The sequence below is a fragment of the Limnobacter sp. MED105 genome, assembly GCF_000170915.1.
Taxonomy (GTDB): Bacteria; Pseudomonadota; Gammaproteobacteria; order Burkholderiales; family Burkholderiaceae_B; genus Limnobacter.
On record NZ_ABCT01000023.1, the window covers coordinates 1 to 23,959 of the forward strand.

Annotated in this window: 30 protein-coding genes; 10 read left to right on the top strand and 20 right to left on the bottom strand. The window is 50.2% G+C overall.

Features of this window, described 5'->3' with window-relative positions:
• The 5 genes from LMED105_RS14620 to LMED105_RS14640 form a co-directional block, all read left to right on the top strand.
• Positions 1-334, top strand: a 334-nt coding sequence (locus LMED105_RS14620; RefSeq protein WP_008252779.1) for a hypothetical protein, incomplete at its 5' end; no start/stop codon positions are given.
• A gap of 70 nt (positions 335-404) precedes the next feature.
• Positions 405-1,409, top strand: coding sequence for a hypothetical protein (locus LMED105_RS14625; protein ID WP_008252781.1), 1,005 nt, complete (start codon positions 405-407; stop codon positions 1,407-1,409).
• 2 nt (positions 1,410-1,411) lie between these two features.
• The gene (locus LMED105_RS14630) at positions 1,412-1,939 is read left to right on the top strand and encodes a D-Ala-D-Ala carboxypeptidase family metallohydrolase (RefSeq protein WP_008252787.1); all 528 of its coding nucleotides are present in this window, start codon (positions 1,412-1,414) and stop codon (positions 1,937-1,939) included.
• 156 nt (positions 1,940-2,095) lie between these two features.
• Positions 2,096-2,677 (top strand): hypothetical protein, encoded by a 582-nt coding sequence (locus LMED105_RS14635; RefSeq protein WP_008252788.1) that lies wholly within the window; start codon positions 2,096-2,098, stop codon positions 2,675-2,677.
• Between the two features lie 69 nt (positions 2,678-2,746).
• Positions 2,747-3,298, top strand: coding sequence for a hypothetical protein (locus tag LMED105_RS14640; protein ID WP_232222765.1), 552 nt, complete (start codon positions 2,747-2,749; stop codon positions 3,296-3,298).
• Here the strand turns inward: LMED105_RS14640 and LMED105_RS14645 are convergent.
• Genes LMED105_RS14645 through LMED105_RS14655 form a run of 3 tightly spaced genes read right to left on the bottom strand, consistent with a single transcriptional unit; the run spans position 3,295 to position 4,972 of the window.
• Positions 3,295-3,552, bottom strand: a complete 258-nt coding sequence (locus LMED105_RS14645) for a hypothetical protein (RefSeq protein ID WP_008252796.1) — start codon at positions 3,550-3,552, stop codon at positions 3,295-3,297. The genes LMED105_RS14640 and LMED105_RS14645 overlap by 4 nt on opposite strands.
• 50 nt (positions 3,553-3,602) lie before the next feature.
• Entirely contained in the window at positions 3,603-4,415 is an 813-nt protein-coding gene (locus LMED105_RS14650; protein WP_008252798.1) for a cobalamin-binding protein, read from the bottom strand.
• A complete protein-coding gene (locus LMED105_RS14655) occupies positions 4,412-4,972 on the bottom strand; it encodes a recombination associated protein (protein WP_008252801.1) in 561 nt (186 codons plus the stop codon). The genes LMED105_RS14650 and LMED105_RS14655 overlap by 4 nt, the downstream gene beginning before the upstream one ends.
• Before the next feature lie 176 nt (positions 4,973-5,148).
• Between LMED105_RS14655 and LMED105_RS14660 the strand changes: the two genes are divergently transcribed.
• Complete coding sequence (locus LMED105_RS14660) at positions 5,149-6,048, top strand: recombination-associated protein RdgC (protein ID WP_040513684.1); 900 nt, start codon at positions 5,149-5,151, stop codon at positions 6,046-6,048.
• A gap of 205 nt (positions 6,049-6,253) precedes the next feature.
• Complete coding sequence (locus LMED105_RS14665; RefSeq protein ID WP_040513687.1) at positions 6,254-7,417, top strand: fatty acid desaturase; 1,164 nt, start codon at positions 6,254-6,256, stop codon at positions 7,415-7,417.
• 4 nt (positions 7,418-7,421) lie between these two features.
• Here LMED105_RS14665 and LMED105_RS17060 read toward each other — a convergent pair whose 3' ends face one another.
• Genes LMED105_RS17060 through LMED105_RS14680 form a run of 3 tightly spaced genes read right to left on the bottom strand, consistent with a single transcriptional unit; the run spans position 7,422 to position 10,268 of the window.
• Positions 7,422-8,336: a demethoxyubiquinone hydroxylase family protein gene (locus LMED105_RS17060; protein ID WP_008252807.1), complete on the bottom strand. Its 915-nt coding sequence runs from the start codon at positions 8,334-8,336 to the stop codon at positions 7,422-7,424.
• A 41-nt stretch (positions 8,337-8,377) separates the two neighbouring features.
• Entirely contained in the window at positions 8,378-8,590 is a 213-nt protein-coding gene (locus LMED105_RS14675; RefSeq protein WP_040513673.1) for an RNA-binding S4 domain-containing protein, read from the bottom strand.
• Between the two features lie 31 nt (positions 8,591-8,621).
• Positions 8,622-10,268 carry a GMC family oxidoreductase gene (locus LMED105_RS14680; RefSeq protein WP_008252812.1) on the bottom strand — a complete coding sequence of 549 codons (1,647 nt, stop codon included), beginning with the start codon at positions 10,266-10,268 and terminating at the stop codon, positions 8,622-8,624.
• Between the two features lie 219 nt (positions 10,269-10,487).
• Here LMED105_RS14680 and LMED105_RS14685 point away from each other — a divergent pair, with 219 nt between their 5' ends.
• The 3 genes from LMED105_RS14685 to LMED105_RS14695 all read left to right on the top strand — a co-directional run bounded on the left by LMED105_RS14685 (position 10,488) and on the right by LMED105_RS14695 (position 13,859).
• Positions 10,488-12,677 carry a malate synthase G gene (locus LMED105_RS14685; RefSeq protein WP_008252814.1) on the top strand — a complete coding sequence of 730 codons (2,190 nt, stop codon included), beginning with the start codon at positions 10,488-10,490 and terminating at the stop codon, positions 12,675-12,677.
• A gap of 143 nt (positions 12,678-12,820) precedes the next feature.
• Positions 12,821-13,291, top strand: a complete 471-nt coding sequence (locus LMED105_RS16565) for an NlpC/P60 family protein (protein WP_008252816.1) — start codon at positions 12,821-12,823, stop codon at positions 13,289-13,291.
• 10 nt (positions 13,292-13,301) lie between these two features.
• The gene (locus tag LMED105_RS14695; protein WP_156799719.1) at positions 13,302-13,859 is read left to right on the top strand and encodes a hypothetical protein; all 558 of its coding nucleotides are present in this window, start codon (positions 13,302-13,304) and stop codon (positions 13,857-13,859) included.
• 35 nt (positions 13,860-13,894) lie between these two features.
• Here LMED105_RS14695 and LMED105_RS14700 read toward each other — a convergent pair whose 3' ends face one another.
• The 14 genes from LMED105_RS14700 to LMED105_RS14775 all read right to left on the bottom strand — a co-directional run bounded on the left by LMED105_RS14700 (position 13,895) and on the right by LMED105_RS14775 (position 23,545).
• Entirely contained in the window at positions 13,895-14,248 is a 354-nt protein-coding gene (locus tag LMED105_RS14700) for a hypothetical protein (protein WP_008252820.1), read from the bottom strand.
• Positions 14,249-14,264: 16 nt separating this feature from the next.
• Positions 14,265-14,909 carry a hypothetical protein gene (locus LMED105_RS14705; RefSeq protein ID WP_156799720.1) on the bottom strand — a complete coding sequence of 215 codons (645 nt, stop codon included), beginning with the start codon at positions 14,907-14,909 and terminating at the stop codon, positions 14,265-14,267.
• A gap of 70 nt (positions 14,910-14,979) precedes the next feature.
• Complete coding sequence (locus LMED105_RS14710; protein ID WP_040513674.1) at positions 14,980-15,660, bottom strand: hypothetical protein; 681 nt, start codon at positions 15,658-15,660, stop codon at positions 14,980-14,982.
• Positions 15,661-15,962: 302 nt separating this feature from the next.
• Positions 15,963-16,202, bottom strand: coding sequence for a VF530 family DNA-binding protein (locus tag LMED105_RS14720; RefSeq protein WP_008252824.1), 240 nt, complete (start codon positions 16,200-16,202; stop codon positions 15,963-15,965).
• A 93-nt stretch (positions 16,203-16,295) separates the two neighbouring features.
• Positions 16,296-16,943, bottom strand: a complete 648-nt coding sequence (locus LMED105_RS14725) for a hypothetical protein (protein ID WP_156799721.1) — start codon at positions 16,941-16,943, stop codon at positions 16,296-16,298.
• Between the two features lie 105 nt (positions 16,944-17,048).
• Positions 17,049-17,594: a hypothetical protein gene (locus LMED105_RS14730; RefSeq protein WP_008252826.1), complete on the bottom strand. Its 546-nt coding sequence runs from the start codon at positions 17,592-17,594 to the stop codon at positions 17,049-17,051.
• Positions 17,595-17,864: 270 nt separating this feature from the next.
• On the bottom strand, positions 17,865-18,506 hold the full coding sequence (locus LMED105_RS14735) for a hypothetical protein (protein ID WP_156799722.1): 642 nt from the start codon (positions 18,504-18,506) through the stop codon (positions 17,865-17,867).
• A 23-nt stretch (positions 18,507-18,529) separates the two neighbouring features.
• Positions 18,530-19,144 carry a hypothetical protein gene (locus LMED105_RS14740; RefSeq protein WP_008252828.1) on the bottom strand — a complete coding sequence of 205 codons (615 nt, stop codon included), beginning with the start codon at positions 19,142-19,144 and terminating at the stop codon, positions 18,530-18,532.
• A gap of 443 nt (positions 19,145-19,587) precedes the next feature.
• Complete coding sequence (locus tag LMED105_RS14750) at positions 19,588-19,884, bottom strand: type II toxin-antitoxin system RelE/ParE family toxin (protein ID WP_008252841.1); 297 nt, start codon at positions 19,882-19,884, stop codon at positions 19,588-19,590.
• Position 19,885: 1 nt separating this feature from the next.
• On the bottom strand, positions 19,886-20,146 hold the full coding sequence (locus LMED105_RS14755; RefSeq protein ID WP_040513677.1) for a type II toxin-antitoxin system ParD family antitoxin: 261 nt from the start codon (positions 20,144-20,146) through the stop codon (positions 19,886-19,888).
• Between the two features lie 162 nt (positions 20,147-20,308).
• Positions 20,309-20,887, bottom strand: coding sequence for a hypothetical protein (locus LMED105_RS14760; protein ID WP_040513693.1), 579 nt, complete (start codon positions 20,885-20,887; stop codon positions 20,309-20,311).
• Positions 20,888-21,034: 147 nt separating this feature from the next.
• Positions 21,035-21,517, bottom strand: coding sequence for a hypothetical protein (locus tag LMED105_RS14765; protein ID WP_008252844.1), 483 nt, complete (start codon positions 21,515-21,517; stop codon positions 21,035-21,037).
• Positions 21,518-21,599: 82 nt separating this feature from the next.
• On the bottom strand, positions 21,600-22,532 hold the full coding sequence (locus tag LMED105_RS14770; RefSeq protein WP_198006870.1) for a hypothetical protein: 933 nt from the start codon (positions 22,530-22,532) through the stop codon (positions 21,600-21,602).
• A gap of 137 nt (positions 22,533-22,669) precedes the next feature.
• Entirely contained in the window at positions 22,670-23,545 is an 876-nt protein-coding gene (locus LMED105_RS14775) for a toll/interleukin-1 receptor domain-containing protein (protein WP_040513678.1), read from the bottom strand.
• Positions 23,546-23,959 lie beyond the last annotated feature (414 nt).

The following is a 23,959-nucleotide window of genomic DNA, read 5'->3' on the forward strand; positions in this document are numbered from 1 at the left end:
TGGTTCGACAACTGGTTACACGGGATTGGACAACGATGTTGCTGCTCAACTTGCAATATTGACATCTAATGATGTTGTTAACAGTTATGGCGAACAAATCATCTTGGCTGTGGATGCCACTGACGATAACTTGGCAGTTCTCACTTGGCCAAACGTTGAAGGCGATCAATGCTCCGATATCGCACTGGCAGTGGCAAATGGCGTTACGACTGTTGACGGTCTTGGAGACCCTCAAACAGTAACTAACGGTCAATTAACTCTTGATCAAACGACACTGATCTGCGGTGACGGTACTGCTGCCGTTGACTTGGTAATGACCTTCGGCCGTCGTTAATCCCATCTCATGAAGTCCAACAAGGGGGCAACTTTGCCCCCTTGTTCATTTGAATCAAGGCGAATTACCCATGCTTGACTCACTGAAACACAGCAACACCCGGCACACTGGCTTTCTCAGCATCGAGTTGGCGCTGGTGCTGATCATCAGTGCCATCATTGCCTTCGCTGTGGTTCAGCAACAAGCACGTTCTGCAAAATCCTCTGTCGCGAAAATCCAGGCTGATCAACTCAACCAGGTGGGCGACGCATTGAATTCTTATACCGACTTGTACCGGCGCGGCATTTCTGCCCCCGGCGATTTACAAGTTGATTTGAACAATGACGGCATCACCGATGTCACCATTCCGGAAGATCCCGTCACAGGCAATGAGGGCAGCAAACTAACCCCCACCATTGAAAACCTGATCGACGTGGGCCTGTTGCCAGCCAGTTTCGTGAATCGCCCCGCGGCCTCGAACGGTCAATTTATTACACGCCTGTCAATTTTGCCGGCAGGCTGCTCCATGGCAGCCGACAATTGCCGCATTGAGGGCTACATCACCCTAAGCCAACCTGTCACGATTGGCGGGCAAGACGGTGCCGCCGGCGAATTCGACAACGACATTGCTGGCGACATGCTTAGCTTTATGGGCGGTAACGGCTTTGTGACACTGCAAGCCGACACCCCCGCCACCAGTGCTGGCGGCAACTTCACAGTGGCGCTAGACATCGACGGCGATGGCGCGAATGACGCCAACACACCTGCCGGCATACCCGGCGTGCGCGTGGGTGCCCTGGCCTCGCGGTACGATGTACGCAACCCGATTGCCGATGTTGATTTTTGCCGAGGCAACCGAACCTTGAACTGGGTGGAAAGCAGCAATTCATGCACCACCGTAATTTTCAACGACACGCCAGTGGGCTATCGCTTTGTTGCGGTCGATGCCGACACAGGTGGCGGTGCAGGCGGCGGCGGCAGTGCCTTTATTCGCTGCGTGTACAACCCCAATGCCAACCCGCCCGCGCAGTTGTCCATTCTCAGCAGCTGCTGCCAAAACGGTAACCAGGCCTGCACCCCGCCCGCGGTGCCTTAATCATGAACAGGCGACAGTTTCTGGCTGCAGCAAGTTCAGTTTCGCTGGCGGCTCACTTCGACAAACTGGCGTGGGCCACGCAAACCCCAAGCTACACCTTGCTGGATATTCAACGCGGTTCTGACCGCTTTCAAATTGATTTCAGCACTCCCGATGGTTTTCGTACAGCCGCCTGGATGCTTCGCGATGTTAGGGCCAACCGGGTGGGCGTACCCAATGTTGAAATGCTGCAACTGGCCGCATGGGCCCAGGTTGTTTTGGCAGAGCACCATGCCTACACCGTGTTTGAAGTGACTTCGGGTTTGCGAACCCATCACACCAATTCCATCACCGAAGGTGCAGCCCGAAACTCACGCCATTTGCCCGACGAACATGGGCAGTTTTACGCCATGGACATCAAACCGCTTGGTGTGAATATTGATCAATTGGCTAAAATCCTACAGTACCCCGCATTCGGGGGGGTTGGTGTTTACAGAAGCCATGTACATTTCGACATTCGCGATCATGCCACCCGGTGGCGCTCGAAATAGTGATTAAATTCATTAACTTGAGCGACTTCGAGTCAACCACAAAGCGACATGATACGTTGTCTATTTGTGTTAAATAATGATTTTCAACTCAAATTACAATTTGAGAGTCTTGATTCCGTATCATCATTAACCCACGAGATTGCTTTATCACGCGCCATGCCTCAAATTAACAATAAAAACAAGCCACGCACAGGTGCATACCTCAACCTGTTCAAGCAGAAATACGGGTTAACTGTGTCTAAAATGTGCGCCTTGTTTGGTATCAGTACCCAGGCGAAATTCAATTCAATTGTTCGCCCGCCCGAGGGAAATTCTAGCGATGAACTGCTCGATCCCACGGTTGCATTAATTTTAAGGTTGTACGAAACCCATGAGTCGCTGGTTCCCTTGAACAACGAACTCAGCCTGGAAGACACCTACAAAATGTTTCAACGGGTGTTCGGAAAAACCAAGGTTACTGAAAGCACTTTTGGGCAATTGTTGGGTCGAAGTGCAGGTTCAGGTTACCGGTGGTTGAACGGTTCTGGCAACGCCACACCGCAAGTGGGCATTGTGCTGGAAAGGCTGCGCCATATGCTGGCCAGCGGAATGGAAGAACCCGAAGTTTGTTATTTGTGGCTGGACATTGTTCACCAAGAATACCGGGCACGTAACCAAGTGCCGCCGTTGAGCGATATAGACGCAGTAAAGCTGTTGATTCAGAAGTACCCACTTAAATACAAACACATGGCGTCATGAACACAACATGGATTACACCGAGGTCAACTGATTGCTGTGTGGAGCGGCCCCAAGGCCCCACCCAGCCAGTTGAAACTTTCTGATTACAAATTGCCCGTTGCAGGCCGCATTCCGAAAAACTTTTTCAATGCCCTGTACGGCAACCGCAATGCCTACATGGCCTTGGGTGAACTTTTGGCGCAGGCGCAAAAAGCAGGTCACTACTTTTCCACAGCAACCATCACAGTTGGTATTGAAACGCCGCGCAAACCCGGCGTAGTGCACCTTGAAGACCTGGGTGAAGAAAGTGGAACCCAATTTGTGAATTTGTCGCGCGTGTCGAAAGAAGTAGTGTCAGAAGTGGCCGACATTTACCGCGCGTGTAGCGTATTCAAAAAAATGCCTGAAGACGAAATCGACTGGCGCAAACCCTTTCGCTTTATGCCGGAATGCCCGGAGCATTTGCCCGTGGTGTTCGACCTGTTGCAATGCTCGGTGCTAGTACACCCAGTGGCCTTTACCACCACGCCTGCTGGCAAGCACCACTTCATTGCCAGCTTCGATCCTGCACAGGTCAAAATTCTGGATGCCCAACCCAACCGGCATGAAATTGGCCCACACCCCGAGCAGATTGTTTTTTAAATATTGTACTGGGGTGCTTTGTGGCTGGGCGCGTTGGAGCCTGGCTGCTGAGGTGGCAGTATGGTGATAATGGGTTGAGACAGCTGATTGCTGAGCGAAAACGCCTGTGGAACCATGCCGTTTTCATCGGCATGCATGTAGATGATCGACATGACCGCGGCGCAGAAGCTGATGACCAACACAGCCACCATGGTAAAAATCACCGCCAGTATTCGGGTTGCAAGCCTTGGCTTTGTGGGGTTGAGTAGAGTCATGCTGCAGTCCTCCGCACCTTGGCACTCAACATTACAACTTCTGTACAAAATTACAAGCCATTCCTGTGCTGCTGGGTTTGCCACTGACGAATAATTTCATGCAGCGCAGCAAGGCCGTCGGTCAGCGCTGCTGGCCCCGGCTGCAAAATCAAAGGCGACTTCACCTCGAAAATTTGCTGGTGCTTCACCGCATTTACATCGCTCCAGCCTGCCCGCGCAGCCACGGTTTCGGGGCGAAACTTTTTGCCACACCACGAACCAATAATAATGTCGGGGTTGCGGCGAACAATCTCGCTGCTGTCAGCAATAATGCGGTTCTTGCCCAGGCTTTGCGTGGCTAGTTCCGGGAAACAATCGTCGCCCCCGGCAATACCAATTAACTCGCTTACCCACTGAATTGCGCTGATTGGTGGCTCGTCCCATTCCTCAAAATACACCTTGGGACGCCGGGGCCACTGCCTGGTTTCAGCCCGAATGGCTTCCACTTTCGCCTGAATTTCAGCAATCAGTTGCAGGCCCTTCTCGCCCGCGCCCACGGTGGCTGCCACCTGGTACATCATGCTGAAAATTTCGGGCACCGAGCGTTGGTTGAAAACCGTTACTTGCACGCCATGGCGAATCAGCGCGCTGGCAATGTCAGCCTGCAAATCAGAAAAACCGAATACGCAATCGGGCTTCAGGGCCAGTATTTGATCAATCTTGGCGGTTAGAAACGCGCTTACTTTGGGTTTTTCAAGGCGGGCCTTGCGAGGGCGCACGGTGTAGCCTGAAATGCCGACAATTCGATGTTCTTCACCCAGCAGGTAAAGCCACTCGGTGGTTTCCTCGGTGAGGCAAACAATGCGTTCGGGCAGTTGGATCATTTGCACAGGTCTTCAGTGCCAAACCGAAAGCGTGCACTGGTGTACTGTTCAATTTCTGCAATGGCCTTGCAGGGGTTTTCGCCACGATCAATCAAATGCTGTGCTGCATAGTGGTTGGCCCGTGTTTCAACTTGATCAAGAAAGCCTTTAAATTCAGGGTCTTGACCATAGGCGCCCAAAAGCGTCATGAAGGCATTGTTCATCAGTTCGGTGTCTTTGGCGTTGGTTTGGTGAATGCGTTTCAACAAATCATACCCACGCCGAGGGTCGTCGTATTTCAGGTGCACCAGTTCATGCACAAAAACATAACGCAGTGCTGCGTCGCTAAGCCCCTCGGAAAAGGCCTCGTCAATCACAATCTGTGTTTTGCCTTTGGCAAAGGCAAACAGAGGGCTTTTCTGAAAACCCATTCGGGAATATGGCACGTCGTATTGTTGACGAAGCTCTTCGAACATGCTGAGGGTATCGGCGAAATCGCGCTGAGGCGGCGTGCTGCAACTGCTTGCCAAAGGCAGCAGGCACAAAACCCAAATCCAGCGAAACGGCGTAAGGCGCATTCGGTTGTACCGACTATGTTGTGAGTATTTTGATGACAGCGTATCGAAATACTACTATCAAATAGAAAGGCCGGTGAAAATTTGTTCAGGCATTGGGCGGGCTTCAAGCCGACTGGCTGCACCTTGGTTTTTTGCGTTACACTGCCAGCCCTTTTTCTATTTCAACGAGCAAAGCCATGTGGTTTAAAAACCTGTTCATCTTTCGCCTTACCAAATGGGAAGAAACCCCCGAATCGCTGGAAGACAAACTGGCCAAACAAGCGCTGCAAGCCTGCGGTGGTATGGATTTGCAGACGCGCGGCTGGGTATCCCCAAAAGCCGAAGGCGAACCGTTTGTACACCGCAGTGGCCAACAATTGCTGATTTCACTGGGCCTTGAAAAAAAGCTGTTGCCCAGCACGGTGATCAACCAATTCACCAAAGCACGCGCTACAGAAATTGAAGAACGCGAAGGGTACAAACCCGGTCGCAAGCAAATGAAAGAAATCAAGGAAGCCGTAACCGACGAACTGCTGCCACGCGCATTTGCCATTCGCAGCCGAATCAATGCCTGGATCGACCTTGAGGGCAAGTGGCTGGTAATTGATGCAGCCAGCCCGGCCAAGGCCGATGAGCTGATCGGCATGCTGATGAAAAGCGTGGAAGGTGTGGCCATGGCCTTGGTCAAAACCAAAATATCGCCCACCGTGGCCATGACCGCCTGGCTGGCCGAGAACGACAACCCACCCCCCTTTACCGTAGACCAGGATTGCGAACTGAAAAGCCGCGGCGAACAAGCGGCCACTGTGCGCTATGTAAAGCACTCGCTGGAATCGGAGGAAATTGCAAAGCACATCAAAGGCGGAAAGGACGTCACCAAACTTGCCATGACCTGGGCTGACAAAGTTTCCTTTGTGCTGCATGAAAACCTGCAGGTGAAACGGGTTGCGCCTTTGGATGTGATTAAGGAACAGGCTGCCTTAAGTGCCGACGACGACGCATTTGACTCCGACTTCGCCCTAATGACCGGTGAACTGCGCAAACTGATTCCTGGTTTGATCAATGTACTGGGTGGCGAGCTGACTGGCGCCAATTAACAAACGACTTGGTAATTTGCTGACAGTTTTTAAATATTGAGTGCACAAGTGTTAACTTTCGCCGCTTCGAAATTTATGATTTCGTTGCGGCCGAACCTCAACAATCAAGAACAATTATTAAATATTTAAATTTGGGTTTTTCGGAAGCGAAATCATCAGTATGATTCCCACATCCTTTGAACCAACTGGTAAAAACCAATCTTCAATGACCACTCGAGTTGACCCCAATAGCCCGATCCACTGGCCCGGCGCAATTACCCTGTTTGGAACCACCATTGCTGCACTTATTCTTGTACCTGCCTACGCTTGGTACAACGACTACAGCACGGCTGCCTGGGTGTCTTTCGTGGTGTTGGCCATTCTGAATGGCATTTCGATTACCGCCGGTTACCACCGCCTGTGGGCCCACCGCACCTACGAAGCCCACTGGTCAGTTCGCTTCGTGTTGATGTTCTTCGGCACCATGGCCGTACAAAACAGCATCTTGATTTGGGCTTCGGGCCACCGCACGCACCACCGCCATGTAGACGACACCGAGCACGACCCCTACTCGGCCAAGCGTGGCTTCTGGTTCTCGCACATGGGCTGGATGATTCGCAAATACGAATCAGGCAAGGAAGACCTCAGCAATTCACCCGACCTGTTGAAAGACCCACTGGTGATGTTCCAGCACAAGCACTACACGGCGCTGGCCTTGGGCATCAACTTTCTGTTCCCTGCCTTGATTGGTTACCTGGTTGGCGACTTGTGGGGCGTGATGCTGCTGGGCGGTTTGCTGCGCCTGGTGTGGTGCCACCAAACCACCTTCTTCATCAATTCGCTGGCGCACATTTGGGGCCGCCGCCCTTACACCGACGAGAACACCGCGCGCGACAACGATTTCCTGGCGATTTTTACGTACGGTGAGGGTTATCACAACTACCACCACCTGTTTCAATACGACTATCGCAACGGCATCAAGTGGTATCACATCGACCCCACCAAATGGCTGATCGCAGGCTTGTCGTTTGTTGGCCTGACCAAGAACCTGAAGCGCTGCGACAAGTTCGCCATTGAAAAAGCACGCATCGCGATGCAATTCAAGCGTGCCGAAGAAAAAATGCAGGCACAGCCCACCGCAATGCATGCGCATGTTGAAGCCATGAAAGCCCGCCTTGCGCAGGAATATGAGCACTACAGCAAGGCCTTGCAAGACTGGGCCAAACTGAAAGAAGCCTGGTACCAAGACACGAAAAACGCCATCAAGAACGGCGAAACCCTGGCGGCCTACAAAGCAAAATTCAAAGCCATGGAAGTTGAAATGCGCCTGCAGCGCAAGCGCTTGCAAGCACTGGTTCGCCAGGTTCAAAAACCTGCATTGGCTGCTTGAGTAATTAGATAAAACGCGCCAAGGTGACTGCAACCTTGGAGCCTGACCCAACAGCACTTACCCAAAGCCTGGCGATTAAACCGCCGGGCTTTGTTGTTTTTGCGGCGGCCTCGTCGCGGTGCGCGCATTCATCCAGTTGAAACTCAATCAGCTGCGCTTTCAAATCCTGGTGGGTTCCCAAAGCCGTCAGCTTTTCGATTTGTTCCTGATAGTGCAAGTTCACAAAAGTTTCCACCGCAGCAATGGTTCGGTACACCGCAACCGGCCCGAACAAGGCTGGCAAAGCCCCGGTGAGGAAGCCTGCAATGCGCCAGGGCACCAACAGCCAGCTTCGGCGAAATATCGGCAGCAGCGTGTTCATGGCGTTTAAATGGCGCTGCTCAGTTTGCAGGTGTTCACTGGCAAATGCGCGAACTTCAGGGGTTTTTGAAACAGCCAGAATACCTTTGTAAATCCACACTGCCCCGGTTTCACCGGCGTGGTCAGTGCGAAGGTCGGCCACCAAAGTGGGCGGCAAATGGCTGGTGTCGAATTTCAAAACAAAGCGCTGAATGGCAGGGCGGACCGGCAAGAAGCCGTTGTACGCCTTTTCCATGGCCCACAACATGCCCGGCACCTTGGCCAGCCATGCCAACACCCGCCAACCGGGCAACTGCGCCCACACATGCACAAAAGCCGCGGCACCACTGAGCAATTCGCCTTGCGCCGTGCGCGTGTGAAAACGCGCCATGAGCTGTTCTTTGGATTGCCCTTGGGGCAGTGGCGTATCGGGTTTGGAGACATCAACCCAGGCAATGGGCTGATCGGGTGTGATGTTTTGATACACCGCGATTTCACGGCGGCACATGGGGCATGAACCGTCGAAATACACTTCAACACATTGGGATTGGTTTACAACTTGTTGGTCTTTAACTGCCATGACCGTACTGCCTTGATTGAAACTGCTTTGGGAAAAACCACTTATCCCAGTTTAACCGTGTACTTCACGCCGTCAAACTCGATTACATCACCACCCACAATTTTCTTGCGTTTCTGGGTTTCAATTTGACCGTTGACCAGTACATGGCCATCGGCGATCACATTCTTGGCTTCGCCGCCGCTGGACAACCAACCCTGAAACTTCAGGATTTTGTACAGCTCAACGGGTTCTTTGTTGATGATGACTTCGTTCATATTGTTCCCTGCAATCAATGCCCGAAGTGTATCAGCCTTCAAGTATCCACCGCGCTGCCTTCTCGGCAATCATCAGCGTGGGGCTGTTGGTGTTGCCGCTGGTAATAGTAGGCATCACGCTGGCATCGGCAATGCGCAAGTGCTTCACGCCAATCACCCGCAAGCGGGAATCCACCACCGCAGCCGGGTCGTTGGCAGCACCCATTTTTGCAGTCCCTACCGGGTGAAAAATCGTGGTGGCAATGTCGCCTGCCAAACGCACCAATTCCTCGTCGGTTTGAAACTCCACGCCGGGCTTGAATTCCTCGGGCTTGTACTTGGCCAAGGCGGGTTGCTGCGCAATATTGCGCGTCACCCTGAGGGAATCAGCCGCCACTTTTTGATCCTCAGTGGTGCTGAGGTAATTCGGTGCAATGGCGGGTGCATCCTCAAACCGGCCACTTTTAATATGCACTGAACCGCGGCTGCTGGGGTTGAGGTTACACACACTGGCTGTGAAGGCATTGAAGTTGTGCAAGGGCTGACCAAAAGCGGGCAGGCTCAGCGGCTGCACATGGTACTGAATGTTGGGGTATGGCCGGTCGGCGCTGCTTTTGGTGAATGCGCCCAGTTGCGAGGGCGCCATGCTCATGGGGCCGCTGCGCTTGAACACATATTCCATGCCAATTTGCGCCTTGCCCCACAGGCTGTTGGCCAGCGTGTTCAAGGTTTTAACGCCCTGCACTTTGAACACGGCGCGTATTTGCAAATGGTCTTGCAGGTTGGCACCCACACCGGGTTTGTCCAGCTTTACGTCAATGCCGTGTTGCTGCAGCAGGTTGCCCTGCCCTATGCCTGAAAGCTCCAGAATTTGCGGCGTGCCAATTGCACCCGCGCACAGCACGGTTTCGCGCACGGCTTTCACGGCCACTTCTTCACCGCCCTTCACCACCTGCGCGCCATTGCACACCAGTTCGCCGCTGGCGTTGCGTTCGATGATTAAATTTTTAACTTGTGCCTGTGTCCACACGGTTAAGTTGGGCCGCTTCAGGATGGGGCGCAAGAAGGCTTTGGATGTGTTCCACCGCCAGCCGCTGCGCTGGTTCACTTCAAAGTAGCCCACACCAAAGTTATTGCCACGGTTGAAGTCGTCGCTGGCGGGTATGCCTGCCTGCTGCGCCGCTTCAGAAAACGCTTCCAGAATTTCCCAACGCAGGCGCTGCTTTTCGACGCGCCACTCACCCTTGCCACTGTGAAACTTTGGCAGGTCTGTGTCGGCCAACTCGGCATGCGGGTTGTCGTAACGCCAGTTGCTTTCATGCGCTAGGAAATCTTGCAAACAATTGTTCCAGTTCCAGGCCTCGTCGCCGGTTTGGGCGGCCCAGCTTTCATAATCGCGGGCCTGGCCCCGCATGTAGATCATGCCGTTGATGCTGGAGCAACCACCCAGGGTTTTGCCACGGGGGTAAATCAGGGCGCGGCCGTTCAGGCCTGCATCGGGCTCGGTGCGAAAACGCCAATCGGTGCGCGGGTTGTCGATGCAATACAGGTAACCCACGGGAATGTGGATCCAGTGGTAGTTGTCTTTACCGCCCGCTTCCAGCAACAGCACTGAATTGTTGGGGTTGGCACTGAGCCGGTTGGCCATCAAGGCCCCAGCCGTGCCCGCCCCCACTACGATGTAATCAAAAGTCCGCATGTTTACCCCGAATCGATTACCCAATAGTAACCAGCCCACAATTTGGATTGAAGCCCGCGTTGCTGCAATCGACTTGGGGTTTTCCAGAGTTTTGCAAAAAAGTTAAAGATGTCTTGATCAATCGCCTGTGCTTATGACCATTCCAAACATGTCAGAATCACACTCAATTCCTTTACAATCGACTGTTTCGCATTAACTACCCAGCCCGAGGTTTCTAAAATGACAGAACGCACCACCGTGCATGGCTTGAAAGTAGCCACACCCCTGTACAACTTCATCAACAATGAAGTGCTGCCCGGCACCGGCATTGATCAAGCTGGTTTCTGGAAAGGCTTCGACGAAATCGTCAGCACACTGGCCCCGAAAAACGCCGCCCTGCTGGCCGAGCGCGACCGCATTCAACTGGAAATGGACGCCTGGCACAAAGCCAACCCCGGCCCCATCGCCGACATGGCTGCTTACCAAGAATTCTTGAAAAAGATTGGCTACCTGGTTGAACAGCCTGCCAAAGTGCAAGCCACCACCGCCAATGTAGACAGCGAACTGGCCACCCAAGCTGGCCCCCAGTTGGTTGTGCCTATTTTGAACGCACGCTACGCCCTGAACGCAGCCAACGCACGTTGGGGCAGCCTGTACGACGCACTGTACGGCACTGATGTTATTTCCGAAGAAGGCGGTGCAGAACGCGCTGGCGGCTACAACCCAGTGCGCGGTGCAAAAGTAATTGAGTTTGCACGCAACTTTTTGGATCAGTCTTTCCCATTGGAAGGCGCATCACACAAAGACGCCACTGGCTACGCCATTGCAGGCGGCAAGCTGCAAGTTGCCTTGAAGAACGGTAGCACCGTTGGCCTGAAAAACGCCGCACAACTGGTGGGTTACCAGGGCGACGCAGCAGCACCTTCTTCAGTACTGCTGGTGAACAACGGCATTCACGCCGACATCATTATTAACCGCTCAACACCGATTGGTTCGAGCGACGCAGCCGGTGTGGCCGACGTGGTGCTGGAAGCAGCGCTGTCCACCATTCTGGACCTGGAAGATTCTGTTGCAGCCGTAGACGCCGAAGACAAAATTGTGGCCTACAAAAACTGGCTGGGTATTTTGAAAGGCACCCTGACAGAAAGCGTAAGCAAAGGCGGCAAAACATTCACACGTGGCTTGAATGCTGACCGCGTGTACACCGGCGTGAATGGCGAGAAAGTGACCATGCATGGCCGCTCCATGTTGTTCTTGCGCAATGTGGGCCACCTGATGACCAACCCCGCAATTTTGTGGGGCGGCGACAAAGAAATTCCCGAAGGCATTATGGACGCGGTGATTACCACCACGATTGCGCTGCACGACCTGAAAGGCAATGGCGTGAACGGTATTCGCAACAGCCGCAAAGGTTCGGTTTACATCGTGAAGCCGAAAATGCACGGCCCTGTTGAAGTGGGCTTCGCTGCCGAATTGTTCACCCATGTAGAAAAGCTGCTGGGCCTGCCTGACAGCACCGTGAAGCTGGGCATTATGGACGAAGAGCGCCGCACATCAGTCAACCTGAAGGCTTGTATTGCTGCCGCAGCCAGCCGTGTTGCTTTCATTAACACAGGCTTCCTGGACCGTACTGGGGACGAAATGCACACCGCCATGCACGCAGGCGCCATGATTCGCAAAGCCGACATGAAGAGCAGCGCATGGATTACCGCCTACGAGCGCAACAACGTGCTGGTTGGTTTGAGCTGTGGCTTGAAAGGCCGTGCGCAAATTGGTAAAGGCATGTGGGCCATGCCCGACCTGATGAAAGCCATGCTGGAACAGAAAATTGGCCACCCCAAAGCCGGTGCCAACACCGCGTGGGTACCCAGCCCAACTGCTGCAACATTGCACGCCATGCACTACCACCAGGTGAGCGTGGCCGCTGTTCAAGCCGAGCTGGAAAAGATTGATGCCGACGCAGAACGCCCAGGCATTTTGGCCAACCTGTTGCAAGTGCCAGTGGCCACCAACACCAACTGGAGCGAGGCAGAAAAGCAGCAAGAGCTGGACAACAACGCCCAAGGTATTTTGGGTTATGTGGTTCGCTGGGTTGACCAAGGTGTAGGTTGCTCCAAGGTGCCCGACATCAACAACGTGGGCCTGATGGAAGACCGCGCCACACTGCGCATTTCCAGCCAGCACATTGCCAACTGGATTCACCACGGCATTGTGAGCAAAGAGCAAGTGATGGAAACCATGAAGCGCATGGCCGCTGTGGTTGACCAGCAAAACGCTGGCGACCCCGCCTACAAGCCCATGGCTGGCAACTTTGAAACATCCGCCGCATTCAAGGCTGCATGCGACCTGGTGTTCAAAGGCATGGAACAACCAGCCGGTTACACCGAGCCCCTGCTGCACGCATGGCGTTTGAAGGTAAAAGCCGCTTAAGTTTGAGTGGTTTGATTTGAGAAAGCCAGGTGCTGAAAAGTGCCTGGCTTTTTTGTTGGAACCTAACCCGGAGTAGGTAGCGTTTTGACAGTACAACACCTTGCCTCTACATTGCTTTTCCACATCAAAAAAGGAGAAGCTGAATGCAAGAGCATGTTGCCCAAACCGGCAGGGGCATTGCCCACCGTGCCGACAAAGTGTTTGAAATTATGGAAGGCAAACCCTACAAATGGGGCGGTAAAAACACAAACGGATTTGATTGTTCAGGGTTCGTCGCCTACGTGTTTGAACAACTCTTCCCAGAACGCGCTGCTGCCTTTAAAACCAACGTTGCGGGCTACATGGCATCGCCTCATTTTGAACAGGTTGACACACCACAGGCTGGCGACTTGATCATATTTCCAGAGCAAGTCACCGGACCTTACAAAGGGGTCAATCACATTGGCATTGTTCAAAACGAACACGGCTGGGTGGGTTCACAAAGTTCTACTGGTGTCAGCTTTGTGTTGTTCTCAAAACCGGGTTATTGGTCCAAGCGACCAAAATACTTTCTTCGCTACAAGTACTCGTCTACTCAAGCAATCTCGAGTTACCTGCAAAGCATTGGCCGCTAAGGAAATGGACATGATTAAACTTGCTTTCGTCGCCGCAGCGCTGATGCTGGACCTTACATCGACTCACGCTTCAGAAAATTCAATTTCAGAAAACCCAACCTCTGATTTGCTGAAGGCTTGGACATTGCTGGAAGTTCGCTGCCCGATTGGATGTTTTGAAACCACGGCCAATCAATTCAAACCGCAGATTGGAAAAAGCATTGATTTGAAAGCAGCGCAAAACAACACATCGCCAGTAGGCGCATGCGCCAAGGGACAGTTGCACTTCGTGCTTGAAGAACTGCAATTGAAAGATGTGCTGACCCGAATGAATGCGACCCTGCCCCCAGAGGCTGTAGATAGCCAAGGCAAGCGCTTGCAGTTTTCATTGGAGAACACAGGCCTTGGATTTTCTGCTTACGGTGAGCAGCTAACCGTGGTTAAAACTGGAGTTTTGGAATGTAAAGACCCTGCCTGGAAAGGGAAATGGGAGCAGAGAAAGTTTGTGGTGTCGATTGACGCGCACCGAATGGTGACGCTGGAGGAGGATGGCGCGTTGGGGGTTTATTACTCATCACCCAAGCGATAAGGCTTTAATCAAGTGCGGTTACTGTGAGCACAGTATCAGAAGATCTCCATTAATGCCCATGCAAGAATGGACAGAATGGCAAAAGCAATTCCTGATTTTTTAAAGACATCAGCGATTTTTTTATAGTTGGTTTCATTGTTTCGCTGGTCGTAGTGATCTACGACCACCGTGAGTAAAACAACACAACCACATATCGATGCAGCAAACATTAGCCAAGCAGCAATATCATGAAGATGAATACCGGGAGATCGCCTGCCAAACACCAAGTGAAGATCGTTGGTCCACACGCCATATGCCCCGTACGCTACAAAAAAGATTGAGCCAATAATGTTTTCTACCCGTTCTTTTACGGGAATATGGTTCGGTGTGTAGTTGCTCTCTTTATCCATTAGGTCAGACCAAGAACTATTGCAGTTTTGCCAGCAAACGTTTGACTGTCACTTGCGATGCTTTAGCAAGTGCCGTTCTCAACTTGGCAGGTTCATTTTGATAAGTTTCCAAAGACTGCCCCTGGTCATTCTCAGAGGCAAAATCTGAAACAAATTCACTTTCTTGCCAGATGATTTGATTATTCGGCTTGATGAGTTTTGCTGTCATTCGAATCATCGGATTCATATGAGTTCCGAACGGGTGCGTTTTATTGAAACCATACATATCAACTGCGAGTGTCAGGGTCGCATCACTTTTATCAACACTGGTTATCTGATAAGTTTTCAACGCTGCAGTCTGCTTGGAAACTTCCGAATAGACGATCTCAGAAATATCAATTTTGTGTTTCTCCATGAATTTAATCATTTTTTCTGCATCTGTCATACCAGCGTCGGCGGTAGCAAAAGCACCAAGCGCGCCAAACAATGCACCTCCCCAAGCTTGAGTAGTTCCGCGCCAATAGATTGCGCTTGGCTTGGGCACGTTCTTTTCAATATAAATATTTTTAATTGAAGAACTGTTTTCCACAGTCAAGGGGACCGATTGTGGTGTGCTACAACCGACGAGTAAGATCATGGGCAAAGCAACAGAAAACATCAAAAAACTTAGCCTATTCAGCATCTCCGTTCCTTCAATTCGTATTTAAGATTACGCAGTCGTTCTAGATCCGATTCTTGGTCAGTACAGCAAATCAAGGCAGCAGACCCAGCCCTTGGAGTGATGTTCGCGCATTCTTAGTGACACTTGTGATGACAGCTTTCCGAATCAATTCCTTTTCATTCACAGAATACTTCTCGAAGCTGTCTTTCCACACCAGATCAGTGGCTTGATCGCAGGGTATGCTTTCCCACTTCGGAAAGCTCCATGCAATTCCCATTTCCTTTCCTGATTTAACGTTGTAAGCCGTAGTTACAAACAAGCTGTAGATACAAGACCTGTCCATCATAAACAGCGTCCTTCTGCTAAAACCATAACCGGGCCAGAACTCGGGTTGATTACTGTTGCCAGCCGGTGTCACCACCAGCAACGTATCTGCATTTCTAGCCGCAGCCGCTTTAAGTAACTCAGGCAATTTCGCACTCGATGCCAACATTGATGCATTCAGCTTTTCACTTTGATTAATGGCATCAACAGCGCTTGCAGCGAGTTTTTCGTCAACCTGCCAATCGCCAACATCTACTTTGTAACTACTGTTACCGAATACTGTGGTGGCAGTCAGGGATCCAATGAAAGTATCACCCAGCTGAGAGACGACCACCACTTTGCGGACTGACTCAATGTTTGCTTGATCGACCTGACGGATCATGCCGGTACAACCAGCCAAAGCAAAGCCGAGAGTCGCAACTAAAAACAACCTACTGACAATATTCATGATGAAGTTTCCATTTCAATTCATTCGGTTTTATCAACCAAAATTATCCAGAAAATTGATGTACCAATCCAAGCCCCAAACAATGACTACAGCGGCAGCAGAGGCTACGTAATACAACCCTATCTCGCGACCTGAGAGCATCATTGTGTAGAACTTAAACACACGTTTTTTGCATTCGGGGCATCGTCCGCGCACGCGAAGATCTTCTCCCCACAGTGAATACAACTGCGCAAAACAATGCGGACATATCTGAGCAGTCTTTATTCTCTGAATTGGACTTTCAGGGGTATCGAAAGGATTCTTCATGTTCTTGAATGGCTTTGTGCTGCAAATGTAGAGAGGTATAGTTGCTCCACCTGCTCTCGGGCCCAAGGCGTTTTTCGTAAAAACTTCAGGCTGGATTTCACGGAAGGATCGTTCTTGAAACAATTGATTTTGATTCTATTGGCGAGTTCATCCCAGCCGTAGTACTCAACGAGCTTTTCCACGACAGCCTCAAGTGTGACCCCATGCAAAGGGTTATTGGATTGACCGATAGTCATGCTTCAGACGCGTCCACAAAATAGATGTTTCTGATTATTCCTGTAAAAAAATCTTAGCCACGAACGAGAACTTTACGAAGCACCCACTGAACCTCATTTGACAACAGGATCTTTGAGTGAATATGAGTTACCGAAAAGTGTTGTTTCGAAGAGGCCAAATCGAACGGGCACATTTTTTACGAACGGAAACTTTTGTCTAAAGCCTGCCACATACCTTTCGAAATCTTGCTGGCCCTCGATATAGTTTCGCCACAAGAATGGCTCTGCGCCGCAGTCAAGACCAAAGTGACCTATGTAAACTATTTCGCCAGGGCTCACTGTAAATGATCCACCAATTGGTTTTCCATCCTTGATCAGATCGTCTTTAGATCCTTTGATATGAGCGACCTCACTCGATGAGCGAGCCACTTTCACGTCAAAGGCAGTCAACACATAATCACCTGGTTCGATCACCAATACATAAGGTAAATATTGATTGTCGGCGAACAACTTGGAGGGGGGTTCAAGCGCCAAAGTCGAAGACGTTTCGGCAGCGATAGGCGACTTAGTGAATGTAAGTGCTTGTAGCTGCGCATTCTCGAACTGGCCGCACTTCCAGGCACGACCCCAATTTATCTGGACGACAATAGCCCCAAGGTCGGCTTTATAAGTGTCTTCAGTGAGTTTCACAGGTTCTGCCGCAGTGGCTATTGCCGGCAACAATCCGGCAGTTAGTATTAAATGCGGTAGATACTTGGACATGCTAATTTCCTCACAATTGAACCCAAGGTTGGCGTAAAAAAGTATGTGTGCTCTGCGCAGCATCCAGAGAAAAGTGTATGCGCATTAATTTTATGGATTGGAAACTTATTCACTCCACTTGGCTTTGATATATTTTCCTGAGCGTTTTTGAAAGCTCTTTCGATCAAGCAATTTTGCTTTAAACTCAAAGTTCTCGTTAATCTTCACGATCAGAAGCTTATTGAAATTACCTGCTCGCTTCACTATCACAGCGTTGTCAGATCTAAGTGGACTGATAGTTTTTATTTCGACAAAATCATTACCCAGTTTGCCATCGGACCCCTGTGTAAAAGGCTTATGCCTTTTTATTCCGTATTTGGCTTCACCATAAAGCTCACCGAGCTCCCCATAGATTGGTAGATGTCGACCTGTCACTTTGACGTAATTTCGTGCAGTTTCAACCAAACCATCTAGCAACTCCCATAGGGCCAGAGTAGACGGGCTAGCGGGGCCACTGTCCGAATCCCAACCTCCCTCTTCATCAATAAACTCTTCGATGTGTTCCCAATTACTATTATCCAAAGGGTTATAACCACACGCAGCCGCATCAGCAATCTGCTCTGGACTATAGCCCTGGTTATGCATGTCATGCAGAAAGTCCCAATCGCTCATAATTTCCCTTTTCCTAACACAACCAATTAGAGCCGCATGCTGAAGAGTTAGACGCGGGGATTCCTAGTTCAACGTTAAAAAGCATGCCTCTTTCGTTCCTTCAAATGAGGTTGAGATCACCATTTCCAGCCCAGAGAACTTTCTCGTCGCGGGAGAGTTGGGCTTCGATTTGTGGAGAGATAGAGTTCATAAGGGGAAACATCTAACGTTTGAGATGAGAGGCTAGACATGGCTTGCCGAGGCATATCCTCTCGATGGGGTTGTTAGACCTCACTTTGCCGGCGTTAGCAAGATAAACGGCACAGATATTTTTGTGCTCCCATCGCCGCCTAAGGAGTCTATCGCTACGCGTTGAGGCACTGTGCCGCCTCTCGGACTGCTAGCTACGTTGGGGTACTTCTTGGCAACGACATTCATGTCTCTGCTCTCTTGGTCTGCGAACCCGACTTTGACTCCAGTGACGGCAAAACCCATGCTGCGGGTTTGTTCAAAGTGGAAGCTCCCGAGGTATAGCTTTTTGCCTGGCTCGACCGTAAAGCGGACTTGAACAGGACTCACTGGCCGAATAATCGCGTGGCCACTTGAAACTTGCCAGCTATTTATTTCGTATTGCCCTGCAGGTAGCTCCGCAACGACCACATCCCCTTTCATCCCCTTTTCTTCGAAGTCCATATCGGGGAAATACGGGATCAGCACCACGCCTTTGCCAACCGTGAACTCGCCCTTTGTCTTTCCATCGCTGCTCGCATACATCACGCTATAGCCGGAGTACATGCCGCTGTAGGTGATGGAAGTGACAACTATCCCTTTCCCTGAGCTTTCTAATGGGGTGTAGTTTGTGGGAACGCTGGTCGTTGCGCATCCGGATAGAACAATTGTTAGTAGACCGAAGAACAACGTTGATATGCGCATATCTGGAATTTTATATTGGTTGGTTAGGTATAACGTTTGACATGAGCTGCATGGCCTGGCTTGCCGGGGCATGTCAGCTCGATGGAAGGGTTAGGCCGCACCTGAACATTGCCTGACTCGACCCCAACCAGTACGTGATGCAGGCCGTTTTCAGGCTTTGGCGAATAGCTTTGCGAAACGGCATCATCGTTGAACATTAGTATTCGGTACGTCGCGTCGGATCCATCGCGCCTGAGTTTCTTTAGCGCGGACCCTTTCTTGATCTGAAAGAAGGACGGTGCGACATTGAAGGCCTCGCCAACAAGGGTTTCGTTCCCTGAGGTTGCGCGTATATCGAATCCATTGTTGTTTTCGTTGCCGAACTCGACGGTGTATGAAATAAACGGAAACAGACGCTCTTTTAGAAGCCCCGAGACGCCGCCCAAGATAACCAGATCAGACATGATGCGATTCGCAGCTTCGAAGAGGGAGACGCCCGGATACGGGCCTCCAACAAGCTTCTCACGCTTGAGTGCAGTGAACAAGGCGACACCAGTCTTGCCTTGGATTGACTCTCCTATCGACGCCAGACTGGCGTGAAAGTCGCTCGTGATCACGTCAATGTTTTCGGAGTTCAGAACTCTGACGATTTGCTGCATGTCGTGCCCTGTGCGGCCTAACGTTTGAATTAAGGGGTGCCGATGAGGTCCTGCTTCAATGATAAGTTAACGATTATTTCACCGCCCATGCCAAAGTCTACCTCCTAAACGAGCGAGAAACTTGATGCCAAAAAAGACAGCTACACCAAGATAAAGCGCGAAACCCCATATGAGATAAAGAGCAAATGCGCGTGACTCAAAATCTAGAACTGCGGGATCAGTGAATGCATTCCAAGCAAGAAACGGAAATGCCAGAAAGGCAAACCATGAAAAAGCACGGGCAACCACACCAGAGCGCAGGCCCACTGCGAAAAAAACGATGCTTGGCATAAAGACAAGTAGGAGCGCAACAAAGGATATAACGAAGAACCCTGAGCCTAGCATTTGATCGTTAACGTTTGAATTCAGCGGTTCGCAGAATGCAAATCCGATGCAATGACCAGTTAAGTCGCATCAAAATGCTCATTTATGTCCCGAGAAGCATGCAAAACACGCACAACATCAAGCCCATCAGAGATTGGTAGAAAGAACACGACATATCGTCCAAAAGCAAAGCTACGAAGACCACTGGCCAACTCTTCTCGGCTTCGACCCATCATGGGTTGCGTTGCCCAAAGCCGCAGTTTTTCATCGAGCCTGTCAATCCAGAGATCGGCCTCGGTGACGCTGTCCTCGGCAATGTAGTCCCATATTTCCAGAATGTCGAGTTCAGCCAGCGGCCTGCGAATTACTCTTACCATTTCAAGCCGACTTGCTCGAACGACGGGCGCGCGCTTTTGCCTTTAAGGTAGCAGGATCCCATGGCTCGCTTGCGCCACTTTCCAAGCCCTTTCGAACTTCGTGCCGCAGCTCATCCATACGAGCTCGGCGAAGTTGATCTTGCTCATCCATCAGGCGAAGCGCTTCTCGAACAACTTCACTGGCTGAGGTGTACATACCTGAGTCCACTTTTGCGCGCACCAGTTCTTCAAGCTGCGGGGTCAAATTCACGTTCATTCCCATGATTTCCTCCTTAAAAAGGAAATCTAATTTTATCCGAAAATGTCAAAGATTGACATTTTTTGTGTATGGCGCATGTCGAACTGTGACTTAACGCCTCAATAACCGGCGCAGCTTTGCTGCGTCCGGCGCCGTAGGCGCGAAGTTGATTGACTTGTTACGTGTTTATACCGCATTGCGAAACACATACCCAGACTCAGAAAATGAAATCAATTTCCTATGGATTTCGTATATTTCGTCAACGATAGGCTGTAGTTCGAAGCGATGCCCTAGAACTTCAAATACTCCAATTCTGTTGTAGAAGGCACGAAATACATGTAGTGGAGCACCTTGAGTGTCTGGCTCCTCGCCCACATAGTTTGGCAAGATAGTGCCTACAACCGGTTTACTAACAAAAACATCCAGATTTTCATCAAAGTGCTCAATTAAATTTCTTAGGTCACGATTTTTGATTGCGCTTTCTTCAGATATACAAAATACACGACGAAGATATTGAGAGCGTTGTTTGTGGATTTTTTCTTTCTTTTTGACAGTCCAGAAGTAGCGAGACAATGCGGCAGCCTGAGTTACGATATTTTGAATCCAATCTAATATCTCTTCTTGCTGTAGATCTGACAAATCCTCATTTGAGTCGAAGATAGTCGCCAATTTCTCAGTAGAGTCAATCGCAGAGGACGTAATAGATAACATGCTTTCTATATAAAACGCTTGGCAAGGAGGCCATGTTTCTACGTTTTGTTCCAATTCTATTGCTCCATACTTTGCCAAGCCACGTAACGTTTGAGTTAACCGGCATACGACAGAGTGACGTAGCCGGGCAAAATGAAACGACGCCCGGCGCAGGAACGCCGGAGTATGTCCGGTTGAACGGTGGGTTAGGCGTCGGCGTCACTAGTCAACTTCGAATTGCGAAAGATGTGTACAAAGCAACAACTCCCCGGTCGTCTCCGCCTTGTTGAGTGGGACGCTATACGTATCCAAGAGCAATTGCTCGCAGTATTTCGCCTGACGGTTTGGGAGTTCAAGGAATGTCCAGTACACGAGCATTTCTTCGGAGAAGTCCTTGTTCTTCCAATGAGCTAGCAACCGCTTCCCAATCTTGCCCTTTCCCACATACAGAGCGCGCAGGTGAAACATCTCGTGTGCTGCACAGTAGTCGTCCTTGTGCCAAAGCACATAGACGCCAAACGCATCCTTGGATATCCAATCATCTAGAAGATCTTCGTCACAGATTGTTCTGTCGGTGTACCAGCCGATGTTGGAATGACAGAAGTCGCGGAGGCGCCAAGTGAAGCGCGTCTCCGCTTCGACGGAAACGTCGAAGTTGCGCGGCGTCTCGAAGCATTCACAGGAACAACAGGAGTAGCAGGACATGAGATCTGAAGCCTAACGTCGCCAGCAGGGGCCGAAAAACCATAGCGCAGCGACGGTTTTTTGGTCCCTCTGACTGGCATTGTTAGTCATTTTTCATCTCTTCAGCTTCGGCTTCTGCAATTGCTTTCATTCTAAGCAGCTCACCCATCTCATCTGCATCTCTCATTCTTTCCCACTGTAACATCTGTTCTTTTTCTGAACGTGCTTTGACCTCGGCGGGATCTAAGGAGTTAAGGTATTTTTCAAGTGATTCAATAGTATCAATGGTTTCCTTAACTTGGCCAAAAGTTGGCTCAGCCTTTCCATGGGCTGACATATTCCTAATTTTGCGCATCTCGTTAATTTTATTGCTGAGCTCTTTGGGAATATCAATACCGTAGTGCCTCGTGTTTCCAGAGGCTAAAACCATTGCAAACGGACGGTGGTTTCTAACTTTTAAATCAAGCCCATTTATAAATTCATCCAGATACTTCTCAAAGTATGTCCAAGCAGAAAGTAATGCCCCAAGTGGATGCAATTTTGCCAACTCTTGCAATTTTTCTAGTTCTTTGTCATTACCAGGCTCTCCTAGCCTAAATGCTACAAGATCTGTTTCATCCGCAAATTGAGATAACAGCTCATCATAGTCTTGGCCGTAATGTTTGCGCAAAACCGATTTGAAAAATTCTTTAGCAATATTCATATAAAATATTGCTGTAAGTTCGTTTGGAGAGCCGAACCTATGCTGTAGAGCGTTTCTTTCATCTATCAACAATTCAATTTTGTTCAAGTACGGAAGATCAACTTTAGCGTCCTCCAGTGCACTCAAGCAGCCTTGGATAGTGATCGTTTCTTTAGGGTTTTTGTAGATGGATTTCCCTGCATCTAGGACTAGATCTTTCAGTATCAACTCCACTGCGTTCGCTAAATGAAGTATCACAAGCTTTCTATCTAGCTCCTTATTCCCGTTATAGTGGGAAATGGAATGCCCAAGCAATTCCATGGCGCTTTGAAAAAGTGGTGACTCTATAGCCACGATACCTCCTAAATGACTAACGCCGCTGTTCAGCGGCGAAGTTGTTGTGGCGCAGCTTTTGCGCCCTTTGCAAAGGATGTGACACGACAACTTTGTCCGTTTGGAACGCTTTGTTAGTTGCGACCATAAAGCGCATATTACATTCCATAATATTTCGTGCTAAACGCAACTGAAATAGGCCCGCCATCGTAGACGCACATAACATTGATTTTCATTTTCTTCTTATGGTCGTAATAAGTATGGCAGTGTGTTTTAGAGCGAACGAGGTCAAGCTCACTAGGATTGATGCTTAGCGCACCAAGCATTGGCTCTGGATCAAACTTCTGATCTTGATTGAAGGGAGCTGTTCGTTTGAAGTCCACTTCGATAAAGCTTACAAAACTACCTTCTCTCTCTAAGAACATTCTACATTCGTCATTTTCGACGATGATATTCCCGGCGCTATTTAGCGCACCCCCGACAATTTCCAAGGCTTCATTAATATTCATGCCCAAGTACTGGAATGGCCTATGAAAAGGCCTAGACATCATTGGCAAGTTAAACAAAGTGGCTCGATCAACCGCTTCACCGAGGTTGGCGCCAGTGCGTGTTACGTCTAGTACCGACTTGTTAAAAACGAGCCCCATACTTTCAATCAGCTTCTTAAGCGCGGATGGATAGTTTCGATCATCTGTGAAGTCCGCATAAAACTTGCCCAACAAGAAGCCCGGAAGTTCACAAGACTGGTAAAGGACTGGCAGCACTTTCACTTTGCGGCCGGCGATCTCTTGATTCATAGCCACATCCAGCTCCCTCTGCACCCAAGATGAGGTCGTGGAATTCGGAGAGAGAATGGCCGCAACAAAATCTACTTCGTCCAAGCCTTGTCTTATTTTCTCAATAAGAGATTCCCCAACTTTGATCTCAGCCTCGTCTAACCAATACCGAACGCCATGAGCCTCCAGGTCTGCGGCCAACCTGCGAACGAAAGGCTTATCCGCATGTGTGTGGCTTAGAAATACTGATTTGCTCAAACGAAGCTCCTAGCAACTAACGACTAAGTTGACCGGCGCGCTTGCGCGTCACGGTTGAACGACGAGTTAGCTTTGATCATCTTGCGAACCCCGATAGTAAACTTTGCCTGATTCAATAAACGCCTTTACCTGCTGCCACGCTTTCACATCCAATTTCTTTGGGGCCTTAAAGTCTTGCCCCATGAAGTGAGTAAGTCCGCCACAGTCAGGGCACTTGTACACTCGATCGTTCGCGAATTCTGCAGCTTCTCTTACCTGTCCAGCCTGCTGCTCCGACGTCATGAACCTGTCACTAGCTCCACTAAGCTGTGGGCGTTTAAAACTCTTGCGACAATCGAAGCAGGCGTATTGCAGCGGTATCCCAATAATCTTCATACTGAAAGCTAACGTAAAGTTGAGGGGCGCGCCGCTTTT